This is a genomic window from Streptomyces thermocarboxydus (assembly GCF_024760485.1).
Taxonomy (GTDB): domain Bacteria; phylum Actinomycetota; class Actinomycetes; order Streptomycetales; family Streptomycetaceae; genus Streptomyces; species Streptomyces cellulosae.
On record NZ_CP058273.1, the window covers coordinates 1,667,683 to 1,693,578 of the forward strand.

At 72.1% G+C, this 25,896-nt stretch carries 26 protein-coding genes and 1 pseudogene; 11 read left to right on the forward strand and 16 right to left on the reverse strand.

Translation table 11 applies throughout. From position 1 onward, the window contains the following. Window positions 1–92 precede the first annotated feature (92 nt). Together AY578_RS07825 and AY578_RS07830 are read left to right on the forward strand one after the other, a co-directional pair. Window positions 93–782: a maleylpyruvate isomerase family mycothiol-dependent enzyme gene (locus AY578_RS07825; RefSeq protein ID WP_258902204.1), complete on the forward strand. Its 690-nt coding sequence runs from the start codon at window positions 93–95 to the stop codon at window positions 780–782. 39 nt (window positions 783–821) lie between these two features. Next, on the forward strand, window positions 822–1,478 hold the full coding sequence (locus AY578_RS07830; protein ID WP_019525282.1) for an MBL fold metallo-hydrolase: 657 nt from the start codon (window positions 822–824) through the stop codon (window positions 1,476–1,478). Between the two features lie 18 nt (window positions 1,479–1,496). On the opposite strand, the gene aroQ is transcribed toward AY578_RS07830, so the two are convergent. From aroQ to AY578_RS07865, 7 genes and pseudogenes are all read right to left on the reverse strand, one after another. After that, window positions 1,497–1,970 (reverse strand): type II 3-dehydroquinate dehydratase, encoded by a 474-nt coding sequence (gene aroQ / locus AY578_RS07835; RefSeq protein WP_028960487.1) that lies wholly within the window; start codon window positions 1,968–1,970, stop codon window positions 1,497–1,499. A gap of 166 nt (window positions 1,971–2,136) precedes the next feature. Beyond that, complete coding sequence (locus AY578_RS07840; RefSeq protein ID WP_019525284.1) at window positions 2,137–3,240, reverse strand: calcium:cation antiporter; 1,104 nt, start codon at window positions 3,238–3,240, stop codon at window positions 2,137–2,139. 283 nt (window positions 3,241–3,523) lie between these two features. Beyond that, window positions 3,524–4,525 carry a TerC family protein gene (locus AY578_RS07845; RefSeq protein ID WP_019525286.1) on the reverse strand — a complete coding sequence of 334 codons (1,002 nt, stop codon included), beginning with the start codon at window positions 4,523–4,525 and terminating at the stop codon, window positions 3,524–3,526. 285 nt (window positions 4,526–4,810) lie between these two features. Then, window positions 4,811–6,807: pseudogene (locus AY578_RS07850) on the reverse strand (TerD family protein). 82 nt (window positions 6,808–6,889) lie between these two features. Beyond that, window positions 6,890–7,468: a TerD family protein gene (locus AY578_RS07855; RefSeq protein WP_019525288.1), complete on the reverse strand. Its 579-nt coding sequence runs from the start codon at window positions 7,466–7,468 to the stop codon at window positions 6,890–6,892. A 136-nt stretch (window positions 7,469–7,604) separates the two neighbouring features. Beyond that, entirely contained in the window at window positions 7,605–9,755 is a 2,151-nt protein-coding gene (uvrB, locus tag AY578_RS07860) for an excinuclease ABC subunit UvrB (RefSeq protein ID WP_019525289.1), read from the reverse strand. A gap of 39 nt (window positions 9,756–9,794) precedes the next feature. Further along, window positions 9,795–10,658, reverse strand: coding sequence for an MHYT domain-containing protein (locus AY578_RS07865; RefSeq protein WP_258902205.1), 864 nt, complete (start codon window positions 10,656–10,658; stop codon window positions 9,795–9,797). Window positions 10,659–10,936: 278 nt separating this feature from the next. On the opposite strand from AY578_RS07865, the gene AY578_RS07870 reads away from it, so the two are divergent. Further along, window positions 10,937–11,812: a glycerophosphodiester phosphodiesterase gene (locus AY578_RS07870; RefSeq protein ID WP_019525291.1), complete on the forward strand. Its 876-nt coding sequence runs from the start codon at window positions 10,937–10,939 to the stop codon at window positions 11,810–11,812. Between the two features lie 76 nt (window positions 11,813–11,888). Then, window positions 11,889–12,443 (forward strand): methylated-DNA--[protein]-cysteine S-methyltransferase, encoded by a 555-nt coding sequence (locus tag AY578_RS07875; protein WP_019525292.1) that lies wholly within the window; start codon window positions 11,889–11,891, stop codon window positions 12,441–12,443. A 28-nt stretch (window positions 12,444–12,471) separates the two neighbouring features. Here the strand turns inward: AY578_RS07875 and AY578_RS07880 are convergent, their stop codons facing one another. Next, complete coding sequence (locus AY578_RS07880) at window positions 12,472–12,900, reverse strand: VOC family protein (protein ID WP_019525293.1); 429 nt, start codon at window positions 12,898–12,900, stop codon at window positions 12,472–12,474. Window positions 12,901–12,999: 99 nt separating this feature from the next. Between AY578_RS07880 and AY578_RS07885 the strand changes: the two genes are divergently transcribed. The 3 genes from AY578_RS07885 (at window position 13,000) to AY578_RS07895 (ending at window position 16,164) form a co-directional block, all read left to right on the forward strand. Then, window positions 13,000–13,911 (forward strand): pseudouridine-5'-phosphate glycosidase, encoded by a 912-nt coding sequence (locus AY578_RS07885; RefSeq protein WP_019525294.1) that lies wholly within the window; start codon window positions 13,000–13,002, stop codon window positions 13,909–13,911. Continuing rightward, window positions 13,908–14,819 carry a carbohydrate kinase family protein gene (locus tag AY578_RS07890; protein WP_136237726.1) on the forward strand — a complete coding sequence of 304 codons (912 nt, stop codon included), beginning with the start codon at window positions 13,908–13,910 and terminating at the stop codon, window positions 14,817–14,819. The genes AY578_RS07885 and AY578_RS07890 overlap by 4 nt, the downstream gene beginning before the upstream one ends. A gap of 226 nt (window positions 14,820–15,045) precedes the next feature. Next, window positions 15,046–16,164, forward strand: a complete 1,119-nt coding sequence (locus AY578_RS07895; protein ID WP_136237727.1) for a magnesium and cobalt transport protein CorA — start codon at window positions 15,046–15,048, stop codon at window positions 16,162–16,164. 34 nt (window positions 16,165–16,198) lie between these two features. Here AY578_RS07895 and AY578_RS07900 read toward each other — a convergent pair whose 3' ends face one another. Further along, entirely contained in the window at window positions 16,199–16,627 is a 429-nt protein-coding gene (locus AY578_RS07900) for a CBS domain-containing protein (protein WP_019525297.1), read from the reverse strand. 168 nt (window positions 16,628–16,795) lie between these two features. Further along, a complete protein-coding gene (locus tag AY578_RS07905; protein WP_019525298.1) occupies window positions 16,796–17,428 on the reverse strand; it encodes a nucleoside/nucleotide kinase family protein in 633 nt (210 codons plus the stop codon). A gap of 212 nt (window positions 17,429–17,640) precedes the next feature. Here AY578_RS07905 and AY578_RS07910 point away from each other — a divergent pair, with 212 nt between their 5' ends. Then, window positions 17,641–18,123 carry an anthrone oxygenase family protein gene (locus tag AY578_RS07910; protein WP_258907275.1) on the forward strand — a complete coding sequence of 161 codons (483 nt, stop codon included), beginning with the start codon at window positions 17,641–17,643 and terminating at the stop codon, window positions 18,121–18,123. A gap of 177 nt (window positions 18,124–18,300) precedes the next feature. Next, window positions 18,301–19,791 carry a glutamate synthase subunit beta gene (locus AY578_RS07915; protein ID WP_215049014.1) on the forward strand — a complete coding sequence of 497 codons (1,491 nt, stop codon included), beginning with the start codon at window positions 18,301–18,303 and terminating at the stop codon, window positions 19,789–19,791. A gap of 123 nt (window positions 19,792–19,914) precedes the next feature. Here AY578_RS07915 and AY578_RS07920 read toward each other — a convergent pair whose 3' ends face one another. The 3 genes from AY578_RS07920 to AY578_RS07930 form a co-directional block, all read right to left on the reverse strand. Then, window positions 19,915–20,718, reverse strand: coding sequence for an SAM-dependent methyltransferase (locus AY578_RS07920; RefSeq protein WP_234008093.1), 804 nt, complete (start codon window positions 20,716–20,718; stop codon window positions 19,915–19,917). Window positions 20,719–20,846: 128 nt separating this feature from the next. Continuing rightward, window positions 20,847–21,131, reverse strand: coding sequence for a DUF397 domain-containing protein (locus tag AY578_RS07925; RefSeq protein WP_028960495.1), 285 nt, complete (start codon window positions 21,129–21,131; stop codon window positions 20,847–20,849). After that, window positions 21,132–21,992: a Sco1979 family transcriptional regulator gene (locus AY578_RS07930; RefSeq protein ID WP_019525303.1), complete on the reverse strand. Its 861-nt coding sequence runs from the start codon at window positions 21,990–21,992 to the stop codon at window positions 21,132–21,134. Window positions 21,993–22,248: 256 nt separating this feature from the next. Between AY578_RS07930 and AY578_RS07935 the strand changes: the two genes are divergently transcribed. Both AY578_RS07935 and AY578_RS07940 read left to right on the forward strand, forming a co-directional pair. Next, window positions 22,249–22,914 carry an ATP-binding protein gene (locus AY578_RS07935; protein WP_258902206.1) on the forward strand — a complete coding sequence of 222 codons (666 nt, stop codon included), beginning with the start codon at window positions 22,249–22,251 and terminating at the stop codon, window positions 22,912–22,914. Continuing rightward, window positions 22,911–23,363, forward strand: coding sequence for a hypothetical protein (locus AY578_RS07940; RefSeq protein ID WP_019525305.1), 453 nt, complete (start codon window positions 22,911–22,913; stop codon window positions 23,361–23,363). Before AY578_RS07935 ends, AY578_RS07940 begins: the two co-directional genes overlap by 4 nt. A 29-nt stretch (window positions 23,364–23,392) precedes the next feature. Here AY578_RS07940 and AY578_RS07945 read toward each other — a convergent pair whose 3' ends face one another. The 3 genes from AY578_RS07945 to AY578_RS07955 form a co-directional block, all read right to left on the reverse strand. Then, complete coding sequence (locus AY578_RS07945) at window positions 23,393–23,578, reverse strand: DUF8839 family protein (RefSeq protein WP_019525306.1); 186 nt, start codon at window positions 23,576–23,578, stop codon at window positions 23,393–23,395. Window positions 23,579–23,734: 156 nt separating this feature from the next. Then, window positions 23,735–24,424 (reverse strand): DUF899 domain-containing protein, encoded by a 690-nt coding sequence (locus AY578_RS07950; protein WP_258902207.1) that lies wholly within the window; start codon window positions 24,422–24,424, stop codon window positions 23,735–23,737. Window positions 24,425–24,527: 103 nt separating this feature from the next. Continuing rightward, the gene (locus AY578_RS07955) at window positions 24,528–25,892 is read right to left on the reverse strand and encodes an amidohydrolase (protein ID WP_258902208.1); all 1,365 of its coding nucleotides are present in this window, start codon (window positions 25,890–25,892) and stop codon (window positions 24,528–24,530) included. Window positions 25,893–25,896 lie beyond the last annotated feature (4 nt).

The following is a 25,896-nucleotide window of genomic DNA, read 5'->3' on the forward strand; positions in this document are numbered from 1 at the left end:
ACGCCGCACCCGACCTTATAGCACGTGCATTCGATTTTGCTGTCCGGTTCACCTCCTTCACCCGAAGGTGTGACGCGGTTAGGGTCGGCGGCATGATTGATCACGCTGATGACCTGGCGTCTGTACAGGCCGCTACCGAGCGGCTGCTCCACGCGGTCGGCACCCTGGACAACGCGGCTGTGACCCAGTCGTCACGCCTGCCCGGCTGGACCCTCGGTCATGTGCTGACCCACCTGGCCCGCAACGCGGACGCCCTGGTGAACGTCCTCGAGGGCCGTCCCATGTACGCCTCCGCCGAGGCGCGGGACGCCGACATCGAGGCGGGCGCCGCGCGCCCCCTGGACGAGCAGCTGGCGGATGTACGGGAGAGCGCGGAGCGCTTCCGTGCGGCGGGCGCGGCCACGGCGGACTGGTCCCGCACCGTCGCCCTGCGCAACGGCGTCACCGACCGCGCCGAGCGGGTGCCGTTCCGGCGCTGGATCGAGGTGGAGCTGCACCACGTCGACCTGGGGACCGGCTACGAGCTGGAGGACCTGCCGGCCGACTTCACCGAACGCGAGATCGCGTTCCTCGCGGCCCGGTTCGGCGGCCACCCGGACGTGCCCGCCACCACCCTGTCGGACACCGACGGCCGCACCTGGACGACCGGCGGCGGGGCGGACGGCGGCCCGGTCACGGTCGAGGGGACGCCCGCCGATCTGCTCGGCTGGCTCGCCGGACGCCGGGACGGCGGCGCTTTGTCGGTGAAGGGCGGGGACCTCCCGAAGCTCCCGCCTCTGTGAGCGCTGTCCGGCGCCGGTTCCGGCGCTAGGCTGACGCCCATGACGTACAGCGGGCGGGTGACGGTCGGCGGACCGGCCGACGTGCACGAACTCAAGGACCTGATGATCACCAAGGTCGCGGTCGGCCCCATGGAGAACAACGCGTATCTGCTGCGCTGCCGGGCCACCGACGAGCAGCTGCTGATCGACGCGGCCAACGACGCCGAGACGCTGCTGGGCACGATCGGTGACGACGGCATCGCGTCCGTCGTCACCACCCACCGGCACGCCGACCACTGGCAGGCGCTCGCGGAGGTCGTGGCCGCCACCGGCGCCCGCACCTACGCGGGCCGGTACGACGCCGAGGGCATCCCGGTGCCGACCGACGTGCTCGTGGACGACGGCGACGTGATCCGCGTCGGCCAGGTCGAGCTCACCGCCCGCCACCTCGTCGGTCACACCCCCGGCTCGATCGCCCTCGTCTACGACGACCCTCACGGGCATCCCCATGTGTTCACCGGGGACTGTCTCTTCCCGGGCGGTGTGGGCAACACCCACAAGGACCCGAAGGCGTTCGCCAGCCTGCTGCACGACGTCGAGACCAAGATCTTCGACGTTCTCCCGGACGAGACCTGGGTCTACCCGGGCCACGGCAACGACACCACGCTCGGCGCCGAACGCCCCCACCTTCCGGAGTGGCGCGCCCGCGGCTGGTGAGCGGGCGCTCCACGGACGTCAGGCCTCGGCCGCGCCCGGTCCCGCCAGCGCCGCGATCCGCTCCACCGCGAACACGTACCCCTGGACGCCGCACCCGGCGATGACGCCGTCGGCGCGCAGGGAGACGTAGGAGTGGTGCCGGAAGCTCTCCCGCCGGTGGATGTTGGAGATGTGGACCTCCATCACGGGCATGCCGTCGCAGGCGTTGAGGGCGTCCAGGATGGCGACGGAGGTGTGCGAGTAGGCGCCCGGGTTGATGACGATGCCGCAGTGGTTCAGCCGCGCCTCGTGGATCCAGTCGACCAGTTCGCCCTCGTGGTTGGACTGGCGGAGGTCCACCGTGCCGTTGTGCGCCGCGGCCGCGCGGGCGCACATCGCCTCGACGTCGGCGAGCGTGTCGCGCCCGTAGATCTCCGGCTGCCGCTGCCCGAGCAGGTTCAGGTTGGGGCCGTTGAGGATCATGATCGGGGCGTCGGCCAGGTTGCGGGGCACGTTTCCTCCGGTCCGTCGGGGATGCGGTCCCTCGCCGGAACCGCTGGTCGCACCCGGTCTATCACGCTGTGGCGGCGGTCCGTACGGCACCTCCGCCGCGCCCGCTCAGGTCGGGAGGCGCCCGGGGGCCGCCCGGACGTGCGGGCGGCCCCCGGGGGTCCCTGGGTCAGGGGTTGATCGCCAGTTCCAGATAGGCGGCGAGCAGCACCAGGTGCACGCCGCCCTGGAGCGGCGTGGCCCGGCCCGGGACCACCGTCAGGGCGCTGACCACCACGGTCAGGGCGAGCAGCACCATGTGGGTGTTGCCGAGGCCGAGGACGAGCGCGCCGGGCAGCCAGAGCGACGCCAGCGCGACGGCGGGGATGGTCAGGCCGATGCTGGCCATCGCCGAGCCGAGGGCGAGGTTCATGCTGGTCTGCACATGGTTGCGGCGCGCGGCGCGTACGGCGGCGATGGTCTCCGGCAGCAGCACCAGCAGGGCGATGATCACACCGACCACGCCGTGGCCCAGACCGGCCGCCTCCACCCCCGACTCGATCGTCGGCGAGACGCCTTTGGCGAGGCCGACGACCCCGATCAGGGCGAGGAGCAGCAGTCCGGCGCTGATCAGCGCGGTGCGCGTGGACGGCGCCTCGGCGTGCTCCGCCTCCGGTTTCGACGGCTCGCCCTGCTTGGCGACGGGCAGGAAGTAGTCGCGGTGCCGCACGGTCTGGGTCGCGACGAACAAGCCGTAGAGGCTCAGCGAGGCGACCGCCGCGAAGGTGAGCTGGACGGTGGAGAACTCCGGACCCGGCTTGCTGGTGGTGAACGTCGGCAGCACGAGGCTGAGGGTCGCCAGTGTGGTCACGGTGGCGAGGGCGGCCCCGGTGCCCTCCGAGTTGAAGACCGCCGTCTTGTGGCGCAGCGAGCCGACGAGCAGGCTGATGCCGACGATGCCGTTGCAGGTGATCATCACGGCGGCGAACACGGTGTCGCGGGCGAGCGTCGCGCTCTTGTCCCCGCCGTCGAGCATCAGGGTCACGATCAGCGCGACCTCGATGACCGTGACGGCGACCGCCAGCACCAGGGAGCCGAACGGCTCACCGACCCGGTGGGCGACCACCTCGGCATGATGCACGGCCGCCAGCACCGCTCCGGCCAGGACCAGGGTCACCAGGACGACGATGCCTCCGGGCAGGTCCCTCCCCCAGGTCAGGGCGAGCAGCACGACCGCGAGCACGGGAACGGCGACCGTCCATCGGGACGCCATGGACTTGATCCGGTCCGTCATGCGGCGATCGTCCCCGGCATGAGGGGGTGCCGCACCTCAAGGACTGTCGACCACCGGGTGACCGTCGAGGGCGTCGGAACTGCTGTCACCGCCGTGCGGCGACCCCTTCCGCTCCGCGATCTTGATCGTCTCGGGGTCGTCATGGTCACGCATGCCCTCCTCGTACTGGTCGGTTGCGGTGGGCGCCGTCCGGGGGCGGCGCGCTGGACGTGCGGCTCCGGGAGCGGGGCCGGCGATGTACCGCCCCCGCTCCTGGTGCCCGTGTTGCTGATGTCGACGCGGGTCAGACGTCGATGTCGCTCTTCGCGGGGGTCTCGGCCGGCCCGGCGACCGCCTCGGCCTGCGCCTGCTTACGGGACGCGCGGAGGCTGGTGATCGTGGTGACGACCAGCACCGAGCAGATCACGCCCAGGGAGACCGGGATGCCGATCTCGGGGACGTGCACCCCGGACTCGTGCAGGGCGTGCAGCACCAGCTTCACGCCGATGAAGCCCAGGATGATCGACAGGCCGTAGGACAGGTGGACCAGCTTCCTCAGCAGTCCGCCGATGAGGAAGTACAGCTGCCGCAGACCCATCAGGGCGAACGCGTTCGCCGTGAACACGATGTACGGGTCCTGGGTCAGGCCGAAGATCGCGGGGATCGAGTCCAGCGCGAACAGGACGTCGGTGGTGCCGATCGCGAGCATCACGACGAGCATCGGGGTCATGACCCGCTTGCCGTTCTGCCGGATCCACAGCTTGGTGCCGTGGTAGCGGTCGGCCACGCCGAAGCGGCGCTCGGCCGCCTTGAGCAGCTTGTTCTCTTCGAACTCCTCGTCCTCCCGGTCGGCCCGGGCCTCCTGGATGAGCTTCCAGGCGGTCCAGATCAGGAACGCGCCGAAGAGGTAGAACACCCAGGAGAAGCTGGCGATGACGGCCGCGCCCGCGGCGATGAATATCGCCCGCAGCACCAGGGCGATGAGCACTCCGACGAGGAGCACCCGCTGCTGGTACTTCGAGGGCACCGCGAACTTCGCCATGATCAGGACGAAGACGAAGAGGTTGTCGACGCTCAGCGACTTCTCGGTGATGTAGCCGGCGAAGAACTCGCCCGACGGCCGGCCGCCTCCGAAGATCAGCAGGCCGAGTCCGAAGAGCGCGGCGAGGACGATCCAGACGACCGTCCAGATGCCCGCCTCCTTGACGGACACGTCGTGCGGTTTGCGGCCGATGAAGAAATCGGCGGCGATCAGGGCACACAGGCCCACGATCGTCAGGACCCACAGGGTCAGGGAAACATCCACTGCGCCTCCGGCAGATACGTCACACGGCAAATGTCAGCGTCGTCGCTGCCGGAGGTCTCTTCCACCCGGACCTGGGGCGCGTGATGCGCTCCGACGGCCCTCGGGCCGACGCCCCGGGATCTGGCCAGATCCGTATTGACGGGGTCGCCGCACAGACAGGGAGTACTCCCCTCCGTGCGGCCAAGACTACCCAATCACCAAGGATTGGTAAAGAGATCAGTAAAGAAACTTACAAAGCACCAGGTGAGAGGGCTTTACGAGTCCTTGATCAAAGTGCTCGGGCAGTCACCTGTTCCACGCCCGGCGGGCTTCGGCGACCTTGGTGAGGACCTGGCGGAGCACGTCGCTGCCGTCCGGCACCACCGGCGGCTCGTACGTCCAGGCGTGCCCCACCCACGGGTCGGCGAGGTGGTCGTCGGGCACCGGGGTCAGACGCAGCAGCGCACGCCACAGCGGGTCGAGCAGAGGGCCGTACCCCGAGGACTCCTCGCGGTCCGCGACCATCATCAGGTGGACGCCGACCGACGGTCCCTCGTCGACGAGGTAGCGCAGCTGGTTCACGGCCCGGTCGTCGAAGCCGTGCGGGAAGTCGTTGACGATCAGCAGCTGCTGCGAGGTGTCGAAGCCGGGCGGCAGCGCGTCCGGCGCCCCGCCGCGCAGCGCCATCTGCACCAGGTCGACCCGCTGGGTGAGCCGGGCCAGCACCTCCGTCACCCCCGCCGCGCCCTGCGCGGGCGGTCCCACGAGGACGCCGGTCTGGGCGAGCGGTGCCAGGGCCTGCGCGCCGGACCCGGCCGGGTCGACGACATGCACGGTGAACTCGCCGGCCGGGTAGACGGCGAGCAGCCGCGCGGCGTGCGCCACCGCGGTGTCCATGGCCAGGCGCCGCATGTCGTGGGAGTCGGTGAACGACCCGTCCAGGGAGTCGGTGCGTCCGCTGTCGATCCACAGCCCGCGCTCCAGCGGCAGCCTGAGCAGCATGGGGATGCGGACCGCCTCGGCCTCGGGCAGCCGGAGGTCGCCCAGGCGCAGCGCCATGGGTATCTCCATCGGCACCCGGTAGGCGTGCCAGCAGGGGTTGTCCCAGCGGGCGAACGCCGGGGGCAGGGCGGGCTCGACGACCTCGGACTCGGCGACGAGCTGTGCGACGTCCCGGTCGAGGGACGCCCGTGCCTGATCGACGAGTTGCGAGTACCGCGCGCGGGCCGCCTCACGGGCGGCGTCGCCCTGTCCGCCGAGGCGGCTGCGCGGGTCGGACAGGGCCTGTTCCAGCTCCTTGTCCATCCGCGACTCGGCGAAGTCCACGGCACTGCGGTACGCGGCGGCGGTGCGCGCCAGGTCCTCGAACATGCCCCAGACCTGGTTGTACAGCCGCTCCTCCATGGACCAGCCGGTCGCGTCGCCCGCCACGGGCTGCGCCGGCTGTCCGGGCTGGGCCGGGGGCGCCGTCGGCGGGGGCGGCGGCGGGGCGGAGGTCTGCCGTCCGGGGTGGCGGTAGTTGACGGGCCCGCCGGAGGCCGTGTGAGGGTCCGGGGCGCCGCCGTAGGCGGGCTGCGGCCCTCCCTGTCCCTGGCCGCCGGCCGGCTGCCCGCCGTAGCCGGCGGCACGGGGCCGGGGGCGCCCTGGGGAGCGGCGCCCTGATCGGGGCCGACTGCGGGGGCCGCGGCCTGGCGGGAGCGGTCGCCCTCGGACGTGCGGGGCGGGGGTGCCTGGACGGAGCGGGCGAGGCCACGGGCGACGGCCTCGTCGATGCCGGACGCGAGCTGCGCGGCCTCTATCAGCCCCTGGTCGGCGAAGAGTTCGGCCATTCCGCCCGCGTAGCCCTGGCCGACGGCGCGCACCTTCCAGGCGCCCTGCCGCCGGTACAGCTCCAACGCGACGACGGCGGTCTCCAGGTCCAGGCCGGTGATGGTGTAGCTGGCGACCTCGGTGCCGTCGAGGCCGGTGACGGCGACGAAGGGAGCGGCCACGGAGCCGAAGCGGACGGGTCCCGCGCCGCCGTTCGGGGCGGGCAGGGCGAGCAGCACACTGACGCGGTGGACGGCGTCGGTCATGGCGTCCAGGTCCACCGCGAGACGGTGGTCGGCGGCCGCCTGGCGCGACACCTCCAGGCCGGGCTGCACGGGGGCGCCGGGGTGGGCCACCCACTCCGTGCCGTGGATCCGTCCGTTGTCGTCGCTCAGTGCGGCGGCGGCCGCGACCGGCGTGCCGGCAGAGATCCGGATCTCCAGACGGGACTGGGACAGCGGGTGGTTCTGCCCCCGCACCAGCTCGGCCGTCATCGCGTGGTCCCCCTGTGTCGCGTCGATGTCTTCGGGTGCGACGAACCGGCCCCCGCGCGGGGGCCGGTTCGTCCGCGGCTGCCTAGAGGACCGGCAGGATGGCCGGCATCAGGTCCTGGAACGTGCGGCCGTTGGCCGGGTTGCCGAGGGCCGTCATCGTCCAGCCGGAGCCGGAGCGGTGCACCTTGGCCATGATCTGGGCGGTGTAGGGGCCGCCGCCGGCCAGCGTGTAACGGGCGAGCTCCTGGCCGTTGGTCTCGTCGACCAGGCGGCAGAAGGCGTTCTGCACCTCCTGGAACGTCTGGCCCGTGAAGGAGTTCACGGTGAAGACGATCTGGTCGATGTGGACCGGGACGCGCGAGAGGTCGACGAGGATGGCCTCGTCGTCGCCGCCCTGGCCGACACCGCCGACGAGGTTGTCGCCGGTGTGGCGCACGGAGCCGTCGTCGCTCACCAGGTGGCGGAAGAAGACGACGTCGACCGGCTGCTTGTCGGCGAAGAGGACCGCCGAGGCGTCCAGGTCGATCTCCCGCGTGCGGGTGCCGAACAGGCCACGCCGGGGGGCCGCCTGCCATCCGAGACCCATGCGCACCGCGGTCAGGCTGCCGCCGTCGTTCTTCTGCAGACTGATGGCCTGACCCTTGGTCATGTTGACGGTCACGCGCTGATTCCCCTCTCGGACGTCCCCTGTTGCCGCGAAGACCGCGGTTGACCAGAACCCTACGCAGGTGCACTGACAGCGACGTACCCCGGTCCGCACTTTGTGTCGGTCTTGCAACACATTCCGTGTGCGGAGGTCAGGACAGGCCCGCCTCCTGCATCTGCCTCAGTTCCTTCTTCATCTCGGACACCTCGTCGCGCAGCCGTGCCGCGATCTCGAACTGCAGGTCGGCGGCGGCGGCGCGCATACGCGCGGTCATCTCCTCGATCTGCTCGGCGAGTTCGGCCGCGGGGCGGTCGGTGGGCACGGTCTCGGCGGCCTTGCCCTTGGCGCCCTTGGCGTTCTTCGCGGCCTTGGCCGCCTTGCCGCCGAGGGCGGGCACGGGCGTCTTGGTGCCGCCACCGTCCTTCTTGGCCTGGCGGTAGCCCGAGCCGAGCAGCTGCTCGGTGTCGATGTCCTCACGGGCGATCTGCGCGACGATGTCGTTGATCTTCTTGCGCAGCGGCTGCGGGTCGATGCCCTTGGCCTGGTTGTACGCGATCTGCTTCTCGCGGCGGCGGTTGGTCTCCTCGATGGCCTTCTCCATCGCCGGCGTGATCTTGTCCGCGTACATGTGGACCTGGCCGGAGACGTTGCGCGCCGCGCGGCCGATGGTCTGGATCAGGGAGGTGCCCGACCGCAGGAAGCCCTCCTTGTCCGCGTCGAGGATCGCCACCAGGGACACCTCGGGCAGGTCGAGGCCCTCACGCAGCAGGTTGATGCCGACCAGGACGTCGTACTCGCCGCTGCGCAGCTCCCGCAGCAGCTCCACCCGGCGCAGGGTGTCGACGTCGCTGTGCAGATAGCGCACCTGGATGCCGAGTTCGAGGAAGTAGTCCGTGAGGTCCTCGGCCATCTTCTTGGTGAGCGTGGTGACCAGGACGCGCTCGTCCTTCTCCACACGTGTGCGGATCTCGTGCACCAGGTCGTCGATCTGGCCCTCGGTGGGCTTGACGACGACCTCGGGGTCGACGAGTCCGGTCGGGCGGATGATCTGCTCGACGAAGCCGTCCGAGCGGGAGAGCTCGTACTGTCCCGGGGTGGCCGACAGATATACCGTCTGGCCGACGCGCTCCTGGAACTCCTCCCACTTCAGCGGGCGGTTGTCCAGGGCGGACGGCAGCCGGAAGCCGTGGTCGACGAGGGTGCGCTTGCGGGAGGCGTCGCCCTCGTACATGGCGCCGATCTGCGGCACCGTGACGTGCGACTCGTCGATGACGAGGAGGAAGTCGTCCGGGAAGTAGTCCAGGAGCGTGTTGGGCGGCGAGCCCGGCGTGCGGCCGTCGAAGTGCATCGAGTAGTTCTCCACGCCGGAGCAGGTGCCGATCTGGCGGAGCATCTCGATGTCGTACGTGGTCCGCATGCGCAGCCGCTGGGCCTCCAGGAGCTTGCCCTGCTTCTCCAGCTCGGAGAGGCGCTCGCCGAGCTCCTTCTCGATGTCGTTGACCGCGCGCTCCAGCCGCTCGGGCCCTGCGACGTAGTGGGAGGCGGGAAAGACGTAGAGCTGCTGGTCGTCGCTGATGATCTCGCCGGTGAGCGGGTGCAGCGTGGACAGCGCCTCGATCTCGTCGCCGAACATCTCGATGCGGACGGCGAGCTCCTCGTAGACCGGGAAGATCTCGATGGTGTCTCCGCGCACGCGGAAGGTGCCTCGGGTGAAGGCCATGTCGTTGCGCGTGTACTGGATGTCGACGAAGCGGCGCAGCAGCTCGTCGCGGTCGATCTCGTCGCCGACGCGCAGGGGGACCATGCGGTCCACGTACTCCTGCGGGGTGCCCAGGCCGTAGATGCAGGAGACGGAGGCGACCACGACGACGTCGCGGCGGGTGAGCAGCGAGTTGGTCGCGGAGTGGCGCAGCCGCTCGACCTCCTCGTTGATCGAGGAGTCCTTCTCGATGTAGGTGTCCGACTGCGGGACGTACGCCTCGGGCTGGTAGTAGTCGTAGTACGAGACGAAGTACTCGACCGCGTTGTTCGGCAGGAGCTCGCGGAACTCGTTGGCCAGCTGCGCGGCCAGGGTCTTGTTCGGCGCCATGACCAGGGTGGGGCGCTGGAGCTTCTCGATCATCCACGCGGTGGTGGCTGACTTGCCGGTGCCGGTGGCGCCGAGCAGCACGACGTCCCGCTCGCCGGCCTCGATGCGCCGGGCGAGCTCGGCGATGGCCGCGGGCTGGTCGCCGCTGGGCTGGTAGGGGCTGACGACCTCGAAGGGCGCCACCGTGCGTTCGATCTGGGAAACGGGCCGCATGTCATCCACGGTACGACCCCCCACTGACAACGGGTCCGGTCAGCGGCGCTGGGGGGTGCGGGAGCAGTGCTCCACGGGGCCGCGGGCGCGCAGCCGGGGGCGGACCGGGGGGTGGTCCGCCGGGGAGTGGGCCGGGATGCCTGGCAGGCGCTCGGCGGTGAGCGCCGGGGACCGGCCCATGACGACCAGCGGGTCGAAGACCACCACGATGCCGGCGAGGACGAGGACGGCGAGCGGGCCGGCCATCATGGGGCCGAGAAGCGCGGCCGCGGACTCCCCCGTGGCGGGTTCGGCGGTGCCGTGCACATGGACCTCTACGGCGGCCATCCCGATGTAGTGCATGCCGGTGACCGCGAGGCCCATGACGAGGCTCGCGCCCACGCTCCACAGGAACCCTTTGGCCTGTCCGGCGGCCCACAGGGCGGCACTGGCGGCGGCCATGGCGACGACGACCGAGGCGGCGACGGCGACGGTGTTGTACTCGATCCGTCCGTCCAGACTCATTCCGGCCATGCCGAGGTAGTGCATGGAGGCCATGCCGAGACCGGTGACGGTGCCCCCGGTGAACAGGGCCGTCCCGGTGGCCCCCCGGTAGCCGACGATGAAGACGCCTATGCCCACCATGACGACGGCGACGGCGAGACTGGCGAGGGTCATCACGCGGTCGTAGTGGATCGGCGTGCCCTCGACGGTGAAGCCCATCATCGCGATGAAGTGCATCGTCCAGACGCCGGCGCCTATGGAGGCCGCCCCGAGGGCGAGCCAGCCGGGCCGCCAGGAGCGCGGTCCCAGGCCGGCCCGGGTGGTGCAGCGCAGCCCGAGCGCACCTCCGAGACAGGCCATGAGATAGGCCATGAGAGGTGTTACCAGCCCGTAACTGAATCCGTCGACCGTGCCCTGCATGCGCGGCTGCCCTTCCGCCCTGTACGTCCCGCGTTGCCCCGTTGTACGCCCCCTCCCAGGACCGCTGCGGCGGCCAGGGTTTCGCAGAGAGTATGACCCCCACCGGAATGGTCGAACGACTATCCGACAAAGAAACACGTCCTTGCCGCAGGTGTGTGGCACCGGTGTGCGGCGTCAAGGGGCCGGCGTTCAATCTGTGGCCATCCCGCACCCGTCTCGCGTTGACCCTCTGCTGTCACAGTGGTTCTGACCGTGACCGTTCGACGCGAGGAGTACACATGCACGTACGCGCTGTTGCCGCCTCGACCACCGCGCTTGCGGGAGCCGCCGTCCTCCTGCTGCCGCTGTCCCCGGCCCGGGCCGCCGAGGGCGCCGCGCCCGCACCCGTGGTCGTCGCGCACCGGGGCGCCTCCGGTTACGCACCGGAGAACACGCTCGCGGCCGTCGACAAGGCGGCCGCCCTGGGCGCCGAGTGGGTGGAGAACGACGTCCAGCGCACCAAGGACGGCGAGCTCGTCGTCCTCCACGACGACAGCCTGCAGCGCACCACCGACGTGGAGGAGGTCTTCCCGGACCGTGCGCCGTGGAAGGTGAAGGACTTCACCGCCGCCGAGATAGCCCGCCTGGACGCGGGCAGCTGGTTCGACGCGTCGTACGCGGGCGCGCGCGTGCCGACGCTGGAGCAGTTCGTGCACCGCATCGACCAGCACCGGCAGAAGCTGCTGCTGGAGATCAAGAACCCGGAGCTGTACCCCGGCATAGAACGGGACATCCTCAAGGTGCTCGCCGACGAGGGCTGGCTCGACCCGGCGCACCTGCGGCAGCGGCTGACCGTGCAGAGCTTCGGCGCGGACAGCGTGCGCACGGTCCACCAGCTGGCCCCCGCGGTGAAGACCGGCCTCCTCGGCACGCCCCCGGTCGGCGATCTGCCGGCGTACGCGGCTTTCACCGACCAGATCAACCCCTCGCAGGCGTCGCTCACCGCCGACTACGTGACCGCGGTGCACGCTCTCAAGGGGGCGCACGGCAAGCGGCTGGAGACGTTCACCTGGACGGTGAACGACGCGGCCGCCGCCCGGCGGGTGGCCGGGTACGGGGTGGACGGGATCATCACCAACAACCCCGACGTGGTGCGTGACGCGGTGGGCGGCTGACCCCTCGGCCGTGGCTGTCCTGCCTCTTGCCCCGTTCCGGCGGGCGTTGTCGGTGGCGGGTCGTACGGTGGGGCGCATGGACGGCGATGGGCGGTACGGGCAGCGGGTCGTGTGGGCGGTCGTGGACACCGCCATCGGCCCGCTGCTGCTGGCCGCGACCCGGGAGGGCCTGGTCAACGTGGTGTTCCACGCCACCGACGAGGTGCGCGACAAGGCGCTGGAGCGGCTGGCGTCCCGGCTGGGCCGCGAGCCCGTCGAGGAGCCCGGTTCTCCTCTGCTGGCCGAGGCGATACGCCAGTTCGACGCCTACTTCGCGGGCGAGCGGCACTCCTTCGAGCTGCCGCTGGACTGGTCGCTGATCTCGGGCTTCAACCGCGAGGTGCTGCGCGAACTGGCCACCACCGTGCCGTTCGGCACGGTGGTGGGCTACGGCGATCTGGCGGGCCGTGTCGGTCAGCCGGGCGCCGCGCAGGCCGTGGGCATGGCCATGGGCGCCAACCCGCTGCCGGTGGTCGTGCCCTGTCACCGGGTCGTGGAGAGCGGGGGCGGCATCGGCGGGTTCGGGGGCGGGCTGGAGACGAAGCGGCGGCTGCTCGCCCTGGAGGGTGTGCTGCCGGAGCCGCTGTTCTGACAGCCCTGGCGGTTTGTGAAGCCGCCGGTCAGTCGTAGTGGCGCGCCTCGAAGACGTTGCCGTCGGGGTCGCGGAAGTAGAAGCTGCGCTTGGCCAGGCCGCGTGCGCCGAAGGAGTCGTGGGCGATGTCCGACACCGGGACCGACTGCTGCTGAAGCCGGTCGAGGAGGGCGTCGAAGGCCTCCGCGGACAGCGACAGGCAGACGTGGTTGACGGGGTGGCCGGAGCTGTCTGCGGCCCCGGGGAGCATCGTCATTCGGTCCGCCTTGGAGCGCGGCATGAGGTCGAGGATCGTCTCCGCGCTGACGCGCACCGAGGGGAAGGGCGCCTCGCCGACCGAGAAGTCGGCGAGCCTGACCGGCTCCAGGCCGACGGCCTTCTCGTAGAAGTGCGCGGCGGCGATCGGGTCGCTCACCCAGAGGACGATGTGGTCGAGCCGGGTCGCGTGATCTGTCATGGCCCCAGCCTCCGTGAGCCGCGTGACGCGCCGCAAGGGTTTGGCCCGGTGTGCCGCCCGCCAGAGATGGAGGGAGAGGCGGCAGACGGGAGGCAACGCGTGGTGCTCATGGTGTCGGAAGAGGTACGGAACGCGATCGCGACGGGCCGGCCGGTGGTGGCCCTGGAGTCCACGATCATCGCCCACGGCCTGCCCCGGCCGCGCAATCTCCAGGTGGCGCGCGAACTGGAGGCCGCGGTGCGGCGGGAGGGCGCGGTCCCGGCGACGATCGCCGTGCTGGACGGCACACCGCGGGTCGGTCTGGACAAGGAGCAGCTGGAACGGGTCGCGAACGAGGACGGCATCCGCAAGCTGGGCCACCGTGACCTGCCGCTCGCGGTGGCCACGGGGGCGAGCGGGGCGACGACGGTGTCCGCGACCGCGCTGCTCGCGGCGCTCGCGGGCATCCGGGTCTTCGCCACCGGCGGGCTCGGCGGGGTGCACCGCGAATGGACGGTCACCCAGGACGAGTCGGCCGATCTGGGGCTGCTGGCGCGCACCCGGATCACCGTGGTGTGCGCGGGCGTGAAGTCGATCTTGGACGTCCCGGCGACCCTGCAGCGGCTGGAGACGCTGGGCGTGGCGGTCGCCGGGTACGGCACGGACCGTTTCCCGGGCTTCTACCTGTCGGACTCCGGGCATCTGGTGGACTGGCGGCTGGACACCCCGGACGAGGTGGCCGGGGTGATGCGGGCGCAGGACGCACTCGGCGGCCCGGAGTCGGCGCTGATCATCGCCAACCCGGTGCCGGAGGACGAGCAGCTGGATCCCGGGGTGCACGCGCGGGTGCTCGACGAGGCGCTGCGGGCGTGCGAGGCGGCCGGGGTCACCGGTCAGGGCGTCACGCCGTTCCTGCTGGACCACCTGGTGAGGCACACCGACGGCGCCTCCCTCGATGCCAATCTGGCGGCGGTGCGGGGCAACGTGGCGCTCGCGGCCCGGGTGGCGGCGGCCTGGGCCGCCGGGGCGTGACCGGGCCGGGCGGGGCGCTGCTGGTCGTCGGTGACGTGATCACGGACGTGGTCGCGCGCCATGCCGGTCCACTCGCCCCGGGCACGGACACGGCGGCCGTGATCCGCACGGTGCCGGGCGGGGCGGGCGCCAACGTCGCCTGCTGGGCGGCGCACCGGGGCGGGTGCGAGGTGCGGCTGCTGGGGCGGGTGGGCGCGGACGCGGCGGTCCGGCACGAGCGGGAGCTGTCCGCCTGCGGGGTGCGTCCGCGGCTGGTCGTGGACGCCGACGTGCCCACGGGGACGGTCGTGTGCCTGGTCGACGAGGGTGCGGCGGCCGAGCGGACCTTCCTCACCGACAGCGGGGCGTCGCTGCGGCTCGGCCCCGAGGACTGGTCGGACGCCCTGCTGGACGGGGTGGGGCGGCTGCACCTGTCGGGCTATCTCCTGTTCGGTGGGAGCAGCCGGGCCCTGTCGGCGGTGGCGCTGAAGGCCGCGGAGGCGCGCGGGGTGCCGGTGAGTGTGGACCCGGCGTCGGCCGGGTTCCTGGCCGAGCTGGGTCCGGACCGCTTCCTGGCACTGGTGGAGGGGGTGGACGTGCTGCTGCCGAGCCGCGACGAGGCATGTCTGCTGACAGGGTGTCCGGATGCGGCGGAGGCCGCGGCGTCGCTGAGCCGACGGGTGCCGCTGGTCGTGGTGAAGCTCGGCGCGGAAGGTGCGCTGCTGGCGCGATCCGGCGAGGTGTGCGCCCGTGTTCCTGCCCTGCCGGTGACGCCTCGGGACACGACCGGCGCGGGCGACGCCTTCACCGGGGCGTTCCTCGCGGCGCTGCTGACCGGTGCGGATGACCTGCGGGCGGCGGAGGAAGGGTGCCGGGCGGGGGCCGCGGCGGTGGAGCGGGTGGGGGCGCGGCCGCCGGGGCGGGGCTGACGGGCGGGGCGGCCGCAGGCCCGGGCTGTAAGGCGCCAACTTGCACAGTACGGTGCCTCCTTGTGCAGGCGGGCACCCCTTTTCCACAGGCCGGAACCAAACGGAACTCACCGTTCCCACAGGCCCGCACGCGGTCGGCCGGTCGCTGGCAGACTGGCGCGGCAAGCCGACGAGGAAGCGCCGACGAGGAAGCGCGGCACGGGGGATCCACGCAAGGGGGAGCCGAATGTCCAGGGCAGTGAATCTGAGGAAGGTCACCGGTCTCGGCCGGGTGGGCAGGCTGCGTGGTCTGGCGCGCAGGCGCCCCCGGGTGGATCTGAGCCACCCCGCCCGGTCCCCGCTGGGCTCCTCGGTGGTCAACTGCGTGATGTACGAGGACGGTCGGCGCCTCTCCGTGCCCGGGGACGCGGCCGAGGCCGTCAAGCGGGTCCGTGAGAGCGGGGAGGGGTTCGTGTGGCTGGGGCTGCACGAGCCGACGAGCCGGGAGTTCGCCGGCATCGCCGAACTGTTCGACCTGCATCCGCTCGCGGTGGAGGACGCCGTCGAGGCGCACCAGCGGCCGAAGCTGGAGCGGTACGGGGACACGCTGTTCGCGGTGTTCAAGACCGTCTGCTACGTCGAGCACGAGGAACTGACCGCTACCAGCGAGGTGGTGGACACCGGCGAGATCATGGTGTTCGTCGGCGAGGACTTCGCGGTGACCGTGCGGCACGGCCGGCACGGGTCGCTCGGCCCGCTGCGCGAGGGGCTGGAGGCCGATCGCGCGCGGCTGGCGCAGGGCCCGTCCACGGTGCTGCACGCCGTCGCGGACCAGGTCGTCGACGACTATCTGCGCGTGGTCGACTCCGTCCAGGGGGACATGGACCAGGTGGAGACGGAGGTGTTCGCGGAGCACGGCGCCCGCGTCGACCCGGGCCGCATCTACCAGCTCAAGCGGGAACTGCTGGAGCTGAAGCGGGCGGTGGTGCCGCTCGGCCGGCCACTGGAGGAGCTCGCCACTCGGCCGAACCGGGTGGTCGCCCCCGACATACAGGCGTACTTCCGCGACGTCGCCGACCATCTGCAGCGGGCGGCCGAGCAGATAGCGGCGTTCGACGAGCTGCTCAACTCGATCCTCCAGGCCCACCTGGCGCGGGTCACGGTCGCCCAGAACGAGGACATGCGCAAGATCACCGCATGGGCGGCGATCGTCGCGGTGCCGACCATGGTGTGCGGGGTGTACGGCATGAACTTCGACCACATGCCGGAGCTGCACTGGCGGTACGGCTACGGCATGGTCGTCGGGGTGATATCCGTGGCGTGTCTGGTGCTGTACCGGGCGTTCCGGCGCAGCGGCTGGCTGTGACGCCCGCCCGTCCCGCCGGTCGCGGGCGGCGGAGTCAGCCGGAGGCGGACCGGGCGTAGACGCTCTCGGCGAAGGCGGCGATCTGTTCGTCGGTCAGATGCTGGGCCAGGTCGGCCTCGCTGATCATGCCGACGAGTCGCTTGTCGTCGATGACGGGCAGCCGGCGGATCTGGTGGGTGCGCATCTCGGTGAGGACGTCGTCGACGTCGGCGTCGGACTCGATCCAGCGCGGTGTGCCCTGGGCCATGTCGCCCGCGGTGACCTTGGCGGGGTCGTGGCCCATGGCGACGCAGCCCACGACGATGTCCCGGTCGGTGAGGATGCCGCAGAGCCGTTCGTTCTCGTCGCTGATGGGCAGCGCGCCGACGTTCAGTTCGCGCATCAGCTGTGCCGCGCGGTCGAGGGTTTCGTGCGCGGGGATCCACTGGGCGCCGCGGTGCATGATGTCTCCGGCGGTGGTCATGTGGTACCTCCCGGTGCCGGACGGCCGGCGCGGCGCGGGGCGCGCCGCGAGTCCCGACGCCCTTCATTGTCGTCGTGCCGTCCGCGGACGGCACCCGCAGCGGGCGGTGCCGCGGCACGCCCCCGGCGCAGTCCCGGCCCTGCCCCGACCAGGCTCTTCGCCGTGTCCTCAGCCGCGCCAGGCCGGGTGGCGGGGGTCGTCGGCCCGTACGAGGACGTCGGCGGTGCCGGCCGGGTCGGTCTCCCGCTCGTAGCGCTCGAAGGCGGGCAGGGTCCAGTGCTCGGATTCGGGGGTGCGGCGGCGCAGCGCGCCGGGTGAGAGGAGGACGTGGACGGTCAGATCGAAGGGGAACCAGTGGTGCAGGAGGAGCGGGCCGTGCAGCAACAGCACGCCGCCGGGCGGCAGTTCGGCATACGGGCTGCGGGTGGCGCGGTCGGTGACCGGGTCCCAGAGGTCGGGCAGGACCCGACCGCTGCCGCCGGGGCCGAGCGGGTCGAACACCTCGCGCCACAGGGCGCCGGTGTCGTACCAGCCGCTGTAGTAGGACTCCAGGTCCCGGTGGCCGTACTCGAGCCGGACCGAGGCGGGGCGCAGGAAGCCCTCCGCGCCGACGACCAGGCTGGGGCGGCCGCGGACGCGCAGCGCCTCGGCGACCCGTTCGGCGAGGTCTCCCGGGCGGGCAGCCGGGGCGCCGTCGAGGGCGACGCGGGGCCAGGGGGCGCCGTCGGCCGTGCCGAGGTCCAGCAGACGTTCGGCGAGCAGATCGACGAGCCGGTCCCAGGTGATCGCTTCGAGTCGCACACGGCCATGATGCGGCACGTTCCGGGCGGCACCGGAAGCGCCGGGAAGGACAGGGCGCCGCGGGCGGGCGTCGGGCGGTGGACGCTCGCGTATGCGTGCGCGCCGTCCGGCCATGGCCCGGCGCGGCGGGGACGCGTCCACTGGTGGTGCGGGCGGCCAGGGAAGGGCCCGGCCGTAAGGACGAGGGTGAGAAGGACGACGGGGGTGAGGACATGGGCGACGGGGCGTACGCCGTGCTGACGGCGCTGGGTGTGCTGGGGACCGGGCTGGTGGCCGGGGTGTTCTGCGCGTTCTCGACGTTCGTGATGCGGGGGCTGGCGGCGCTGCCGCCGGCGCGGGGCACGGCCGCGATGCAGGCGGTCAACGTGGCGGCGCTGCGGCCGCCGTTCATGGCGGTGTTCCTCGGCACGACGGTGCTGAGCGCGGTGCTCACGACGGTGACGCTCGTGACGTGGCCGGACGAGGGGGCGGTCGCGTCGGTGGTGGGCGGCGCGCTGTTCCTGTGCGGGTCGTTCGGGCCGACCGTGGCGGCGAACATACCCCGCAACGAGCGGCCGGCCCGGCTCGACGCGGGCGGTGCGGAGGCGGCCGCTTACTGGCCGGAGTACGTGCGGGGGTGGACGCGGTGGAACCACGTCCGCGCCGTCGCCTCGGCCGGGTCCTCGCTGGCGTACCTCCTGGTCCTCACCGGCTGAGGCGCCGGACGCCGCGCCCGGGGGCCGGTCACCGCGCAGCGCCGCGAGCCCGCGCCGCCGGCGCCGTACGGCCGGCGTCCGGCCCGCTGCGGGCCTGGGTGAGCGGACGTATCGTGTGCGCAGGAGTGCCGCCCGACGACGCACGGCCTGTCCCCCGCGCACGCAAGGAAGACGGCCATGGCAGATCCCAAGGGTTTCCTCACCACGCCCCGCCAGGAGTGGCCGCGCAGGCCCGTGGAGGAGCGGGTCCGCGACTGGGACGAGGTGTACGTCCCCGGGGGACTGCTGCCGATCATCAGCAAGCAGGCCGACCGGTGCATGGACTGTGGTGTGCCGTTCTGCCACGAGGCCTGTCCGCTGGGCAACCTCATCCCGGAGTGGAACGACCTGGTCTCCCGGGAGGACTGGCGGGCGGCGGCGGAGCGGCTGCACGCCACGAACAACTTCCCCGAGTTCACGGGGAGGCTGTGCCCGGCGCCGTGCGAGGCGGGCTGCGTGCTGGCCATCAACCAGCCGGCGGTGACCATCAAGAACGTCGAGTGCGCCATCGCCGACAAGGCGTGGGAGGAGGGGTTCGCCCAGCCGGCCCCGCCGGACCGGCTGTCCGGGCGGACGGTCGCGGTCATCGGCTCGGGCCCCACCGGACTGGCCGCCGCGCAGCAGCTCACCCGGGCCGGGCACACGGTCGCGGTGTACGAGCGGGACGACCGGATCGGCGGGCTCATGCGGTACGGGATCCCCGCGTTCAAGATGGAGAAGCACCATCTGGAACGGCGCGTGGAGCAGATGCGGGCCGAGGGGACGAGGTTCCGCGCGTCGACCGCGGTCGGGCAGGACGTGGACGCGGCGGAGCTGCGGAGCCGTTACGACGTGGTGGTGATCGCCACGGGGGCGACGGCGTGGCGTGAGCTGCCGGTGCCGGGGCGTGGACTCGCCGGCATCCACCAGGCGATGGAGTACCTGCCGCTGGCCAACCGGGTGTGCGAGGGCGACCTGGAGAGGTCGCCGCTGTCGGCGGAGGGGCGGCACGTGGTCATCGTCGGGGGCGGTGACACGGGCGCCGACTGTCTGGGGACGGCGGTGCGGGAGCGGGCCGCGTCGGTCACCCAGCTGGACATCTACCGGCAGCCGGGCGCCGAGCGCGACGAGGAGAACGAGCCCTGGCCGACGTACCCGAAGCTGTACCGGCTGTCGGCGGCGCACGAGGAGGCGGGCGCGCTGCGGACGGCGCCGCAGGCGCACGCCGACGCGAGGCTGTTCGCCGCGTCGACGCTGCGTTTCGAGGGGGACGAGCACGGGCGGGTGCGGGGCCTGCACCTGGTCGAGGTGGACGCGGGGCGCAGGCCCGTGCCGGGGACGGAGCGGACGCTGCCCGCCGACATGGTGCTGCTGGCGCTCGGCTTCTCGGGGCCTGACCAGGGCGACGGGGTCATCGCGCAGCTCGGCCTCGGGCTGGAGCCGCGCGGCACGATCGCCCGCGGGCCGGACTTCACGACGAACGTGCCGGGCGTCTTCGCGGCCGGTGACGCAGCCCGGGGGCAGTCGCTGATCGTGTGGGCCATCGCGGAGGGGCGTGCGGTGGCGGCGGCCGTCGACCAGTACCTGACGGGCGGCACGAGCCATCTGCCGGCGCCGATCGGCCCGTACGACCGGCCCATGACCGCCTGAGACACCCCCGGCCCGCACGCCCGCCGGCCGCCTCATGGCCTGGACGTCCCCCAGCACGCCGACACCCCCGGACTCCCGGCCGAAGCCGGGCGCCCGAGGGCGTCGGTGAGGCACGGAACGGACCTACGGCTTGCGCCCCACCGCCCCGTAGCCGGGGATGACCCCGTCGTCCTGGCCGGGGACCGGGTCGCCCAGTTCGGGGTGCCAGAGGTGCGGCACCTGGACACCCGGTTCCACGAGGTCGAGGCCGTCGAAGAAGCGGGTGAACTCCTCGCGGCTGCGCAGCGCCAGGGTGACGCCCGCGCCCTTGAGCTTCGCCGTGGCCTCCTCCGACTCCTCGGGGGTGAAGTCGGCCGTGGCGTGGCTGATCACCAGGTGACTGCCCGAGGGCAGGGCGTCCACCAGCCGCGCCACCAGCTCGTGCGCGCCGTCCTCGTCGGGGACGAAGTGCAGCAGCGCGATGAGCGACAGGCCGATCGGCTCGTCGAAGTCGAGGACCTTGCGCGCGCCCTCCAGGATGGTGTCCGGGTCCCGGACGTCGGCCTGGAGGTAGTCGGTGACGCCCTCGTCCGTGCCACGCAGCAGGGCCGCCGCGTGGGCCAGCACGATGGGGTCGTTGTCGCAGTAGACGACACGGGCGTCCGGCGTGGTCCGCTGGGCGATCTGGTGCAGGTTCGGCTCGGTGGGGATGCCGGTGCCGACATCGAGGAACTGGCGCACGCCCTGGCCGGCGAGCCAGCGCGTGGCGCGCTGCATGAACGCGCGGTTGACGCGCGCCATGACCGGCACCCTCGGCTCCAGGGCGAGCATCTGCCGGCCCATGGCCTCGTCGACCGGGTAGTTGTCCTTGCCTCCGAGGTACCAGTCGTACATCCGCGCCGGATGCGGTCTGGTGGTGTCGATCTCCACGGGGTTCTGCCCGGTCATGACGGACTCCATAACTGTCTGCAAGCGTTAGTGGTCAATTCAGTGCCAAGTTCGGTGCAAGTCCCGGTGCCAGGTCCGGCGCCGAGTCGGTGCCAAGGGAAAAGCAAAGGCAGTGCGGCAATCGGAGGTCAGGACAGCAGGAAATCCGCCTCTCCGGCCTTGGCGCCCTCGATGAAGGCCGTCATCTCCGCGGAGGTGTAGATGAGCGCCGGACCGTCCGGGTCGGTGGACTGGCGCACGGCGATCCGGCCGTCGTCCAGCTTCATCGCCTCCAGGCAGTTGCCGCCGTTGCCGCCGCTCCAGGGCTTGTGCCAGCCCTCGCTGCCCAGGTCCCGCGCGGGCATGCCGTTGTAGATCCTCCTGGCGTGCGCCCGGGCACGCGGCTGGGTCTTCGGGGGCTTGATGAGTTCCATTCACAGCTCCTTGCGGAGACCCCGGAGGATCTCCTTCGTGCGATGTGCCGTGGCGGCCTGCGCCGCCATGCGGTCCATGACCTCGAGGTGGGTCGCCACCTCGGTGCGCGCGTCCAGGTAGACGGCGCCGGTCAGGTACTCGCTGTAGACCATGTCCGGCAGTTCGGGCATGGCAAATCGGAACAGCACGAACGGCCCGTACGTGCCGGGGTGGGGCCCGCTGTCGAACATGGCGATCTGCAGCGTCACGTTGGGCTGCGCCGCCGCCTCGAGCAGCTTGTCGATCTGCGCGCGCATCACCTCCGGACCGCCGACCCGGCGGCGCAGCACCGTCTCGTCCATGACGACCCACAGCCGGGGCGCGTCCTCGCGGGTGAGCAGCTTCTGCCGCCGCATGCGCAGGTCGACGTGGCGCTCGATGTCCTCGGGGCTGGTCTGCCCTATGGCGCCGGAGCGCAGCACGCCACGCGCGTAGTCCTCCGTCTGGAGCAGTCCGGGGACGAAGTGGGGTTCGTAGCTGCGGATGAGGGAGGCCGCGCCCTCCAGGCTGACGTACATGGAGAACCAGCCGGGCAGGATGTCGTGGAAGCGCTGCCACCAGCCGGGCCGGTTGGCGTCCTCCGCGAGCTGGACGAAGGCCTCGGCCTCCTCGTCGGAGACGCCGTAGGCCTTCAGCAGCAGCTGGAGGTAGGGGATCTTGAGCCCCACCTCGGCCATCTCCATGCGGCGCACGGTGGCGGGGGCGACACGCAGGATCCGGGCGGCCTCCTCCCGCTTGAGACCCGCGCGCTCGCGCAGGTCCAGCAGGCGGCGGCCGAGGACGACCTGCCCGACCGTCGGCGCGGACCGGGGTTCGCTCACGCTCCACCTCCCTCGAACAAATCCTGACAGCCCGGCGGCGCCGTCCGGAGGTCCGGCACAGGGATCGGGTGATCCGCCGGGACGGAAACCAGTGATCCGAAGTGAGGCGAACGCATATTCGAATCAATGTCCGGCGATCCCAACTGACGCCGCGCGAGGTGCTGTTGCGAGCAGTGTGCCACGCCCGTCCGGACAGTCACACAGCACTCTGCAATTTTCAGAGTGACACTTGCCAAGTGTTCACGGCGGGGCGATAGTGGCAAGCGTGATTCCGTCCGCGCCCTTAGGAACAGACGCCGCCACGGCTTCCGTCGGCCTCGGCGCCACCCCGGCCACCGCTCCTTCGACGGCCGCGGCCGAGCGCCGGTTCCGCTTCGAACTGGCCGCTCAGCCTGGTTCCCCCGCGCAGGCGAGACGGCTGACACGGGCCCGGCTGACCGGCTGGTCGGTGTGCGAGGACACCTGCGACACGGCGGCCCTGGTCGTCTCCGAACTGGTCACCAACGCCATCGTGCACACCGCGAGCAGTCACGTCGTCTGCGAGTTGCACGACGGCGACGACCTGCTGCGCATCGCCGTGCGGGACGAGGGCTGCGCGCCGGGCCGGCCGCGGGCGAACACCCGGCAGCAGCCGGAGGAGGAGCACGGCAGGGGACTGCTTCTCGTCGACGCCCTGTGCCACGCGTGGGGCGCCCTCGAACACGGCCCCGGCCTGCTGGTCTGGGCGGAGCTCCCCCGCAGCGCCGGCTTCCCGGGCGCCCCGGGCGAACCCCGGGACGACCTCGGCTGGGGCGCCCGCCCCAAGCCCGGTCCGGCCGGCGGCTCCGAGGACGGCGAGAACGACACCGGCGACGGAGACGCGGCCCACCCCGCCCGGCAGCGCCTGGGCATTCCCGCCGACCGGGACGGAGGACGGGCGTGACGGGCCCCGCCGGCACCCGCGTGCTGAGCCTGGACTCCCTGGTCCGGATCCAGCGCGGACGGCTCACGCCGGGCGCGCCGCGACGTCTCCCCGTGCCCGACGGCATGACTGCCCCGATGGGCTGCGACGCGGTGGCCGTGCCGGCCCGCTTCGGCCCGCAGGTCCTGCCCCGGCTGCCCCGCGTGGGATGCGTGTACGCCGATGACGCGCACTGGTGGTGGCTGGTCCCGTCCGACTCGGACTACGCCCTGGAGTGGCCCGCCCCCGCGCACTACGCCGCCGGCGCGGTCCTCCCCGACTCCCCCGCCGACACGGGCGCCGCGGACCTCCCGGGTCTGATCCACCGCCCCGACGGCACGCTCCCCTACACGCCGCCGATACCGCTCTACCTGGCCCTGTGCCGGCTCACCGGGACGACCCCCGTCTGGTCACGCCCCGTCACCGCCTGACGGCCGCGCACCGCGCCGCCCGGCCGGGGTCAGGCCACCGCCTCGCCGCCGGCGCCCTCGCCGCGGACGATCACCAGGAACATGTCGGTGGCGAGGTCCATGACGACCTCGGCGGGCAGGCCCTCCAGGCGCCGCGCGTGCGCGAACTCCTCCGCGGGCCAGGAGCCACGCGGTCCACCTGCGGGAAAGCGTTCGAGCACGGTTCGCCCGTTCACCCTGCCACCTCCATGTAGCGCTGTACTCGTAGAGTTAAACGCCAACCATGGGGCGAACGCCTCGTCCGGTGACGGTACTGAGACGTAGTTGACACCCGTTCACTGCCAAGTGTGAGCGCGCTCTCAGCTTTTCGGAGTAATCCGTCACCGTCCGTGTCAGTCGTCGTACTCGTCGTGGTACCGGAGATGCTCCTGGGCCACGGGCGCCCCTACGGCGTGCGCGCGTCCCCGGGGTTCCTCCCAGGGCTCCTGCCTGCCGAGCGCGGTGAGGTCCAGCAGGCTGGTGGTGGAGCCCAGCCCCTCCAGGCCCCGGCCGTACGCCGAGTAGGTGTGGAAGACGCGGTCGCCCTCGCGCAGGAAGCAGCTCACGCCGGGGCGCTGCACCGTCCGGCCGTCCTCCTCCGTGAGCGCCCCGAAGTCCGCGTCGAAGTCGCCGGGGCCGGAGGAGTACCAGGGCACCGTCCAGCCCATCCGGGCCTTGAACGGCAGGATGCGGGTGAACGGCGCGCGGGAGACGGCGGCGAACGTGGTGCGCCGCGCGTGCAGGTGCGCCAGGTGTCCGATCTGGTCGAGGAAGGCGGAGCAGCAGCGGCACCCGGTCTCCCGTCCCGGGTCGAACACGAAGTGGTGCACGACGAGCTGCTGCCGTCCCTGGAAGAGGTCGGGCAGGGTGGCCTTGCCGTCGCCGCCCTCGAAGACGTACTCGCGGTCGACCGGGACCATGGGCAGCCGGCGCCGTTCGGCGCGGAGGGCGTCGAGCGCGCGGGTGACGGCCTTCTCCTTCTCGAGCAGCTCCTCGCGCTCCGCGCGCCACTCGGCGCGCGTGACGATCTCCGGAAGCGACATGGTTCCTCCTGTGCGACGGTCCCGTTGCGAGGGGTGACCGGAGTGCCGCTCGGAACTCATCGGCCGGGTGCGAAGTTTCTTCCGCCGCCGCGGCACGGGCCGCTCAGGTGTCGTACTCCTGGATGCGCCGGCCGTGGGAGCGGTCGACGAGGGCGGGCAGGCGCTCGTTCAGCTCGCGTACGGCCTCGGGGACGTCGAGGGTGAGCAGGCGCCGGTCGCGCATGAGGATCCGGCCGTCCACGACGGTCGTGCGGACGTCGGCGGCGCGGGCGCTGTGCACCAGGGTCGCGGCGAGGTCGTGCACGGGCTGGGTGTGCGGTCCGGTGAGGTCGACCAGGACGAGGTCGGCGCGGTGGCCGGGCGCGACGCGGCCGACGCTGCCCTCCAGGCCGACCGTGCGGGCGCTCTGCAGCGTGGCGTGGTGCAGGGCCTGACGTGAGGTCAGCCAGCGCGGGTCGTCCTCCGTGGACTTCTGGATGAGCGAGGTGAGCGCCATCGACTCCCACACGTCGGGGGAGTTGTTGGACGCGGCGCCGTCCGTGGCGAGCCCGACCGGGACTCCGATGTCGCGCAGCGCCCGTACCGGTGTGGTGGTGGGCCAGGCGAACTTCAGGTAGCCGCGGGGCGCGGTCGCCACCGCCGTACGCCCCCGCGCGTGCTCCAGGAGGGGCAGGTCGCTCTCGACGATGCCGGTGCCGTGGGCGATGAGGACGTCGGTGTCCAGGATGCCGGTGCGGTGCAGCACCTCCACCGGGGTGACGCCGTGCCGGGCGAGGGACGCCTCGGTCTGGTCGTGGTTCTCGGCGGCGTGCAGATGGACGGGCAGGCCGTGCGTGTGGGCCAGCTCGGCGGTGGCGGCGAGGTCGGCGTCGTTCACGGTGTAGGGGGCGTGCGGGGCGAGCGCGGTGGTGATGCGCCCGTCGGCCGCGCCCCGGTGGCGCAGCGCGAACTCCAGGGACTTCTCGCGCCCCTGAGGGCCCTGGGAGGAGAAGTACGCCTCCCCCAGCAGGGCGCGCATCCCGGACGCGGCGACGACCTCGGCGACCGCGTCCATGGCGAAGTAGTGGTCGGCGAAGCAGGTGACGCCGGCCCGGATCATCTCCGCGCAGGCGAGCTGCGCGCCGAGGGTGACGTCCCGCTCGGTGAGGTTGGACTCCACCGGCCAGACGACGTCGTTGAACCACTCCTCGGTCGGCAGGTCCTCGGCGAGTCCGCGCAGGGCGGCCATCGGGGCGTGGGTGTGACAGTTGATCAGGCCGGGCATGGCGACCTGCCCACGGGCGTCGATCCACTCGTCGGCCGCGCGCCCTGCGACCGCCCCGGCGTCGGTCACCTCCTCGACGATCCCGCCGCGGACGACGACCGCCGCGTTCTCCCGGAAGACGGCCTCTTCTTGATCGTCGTGCGTGAGGACGGTGCATCCGGTGATGATGAGGCCGGCGGGACTCTCCACGGCAGAAGGCGTCATCACG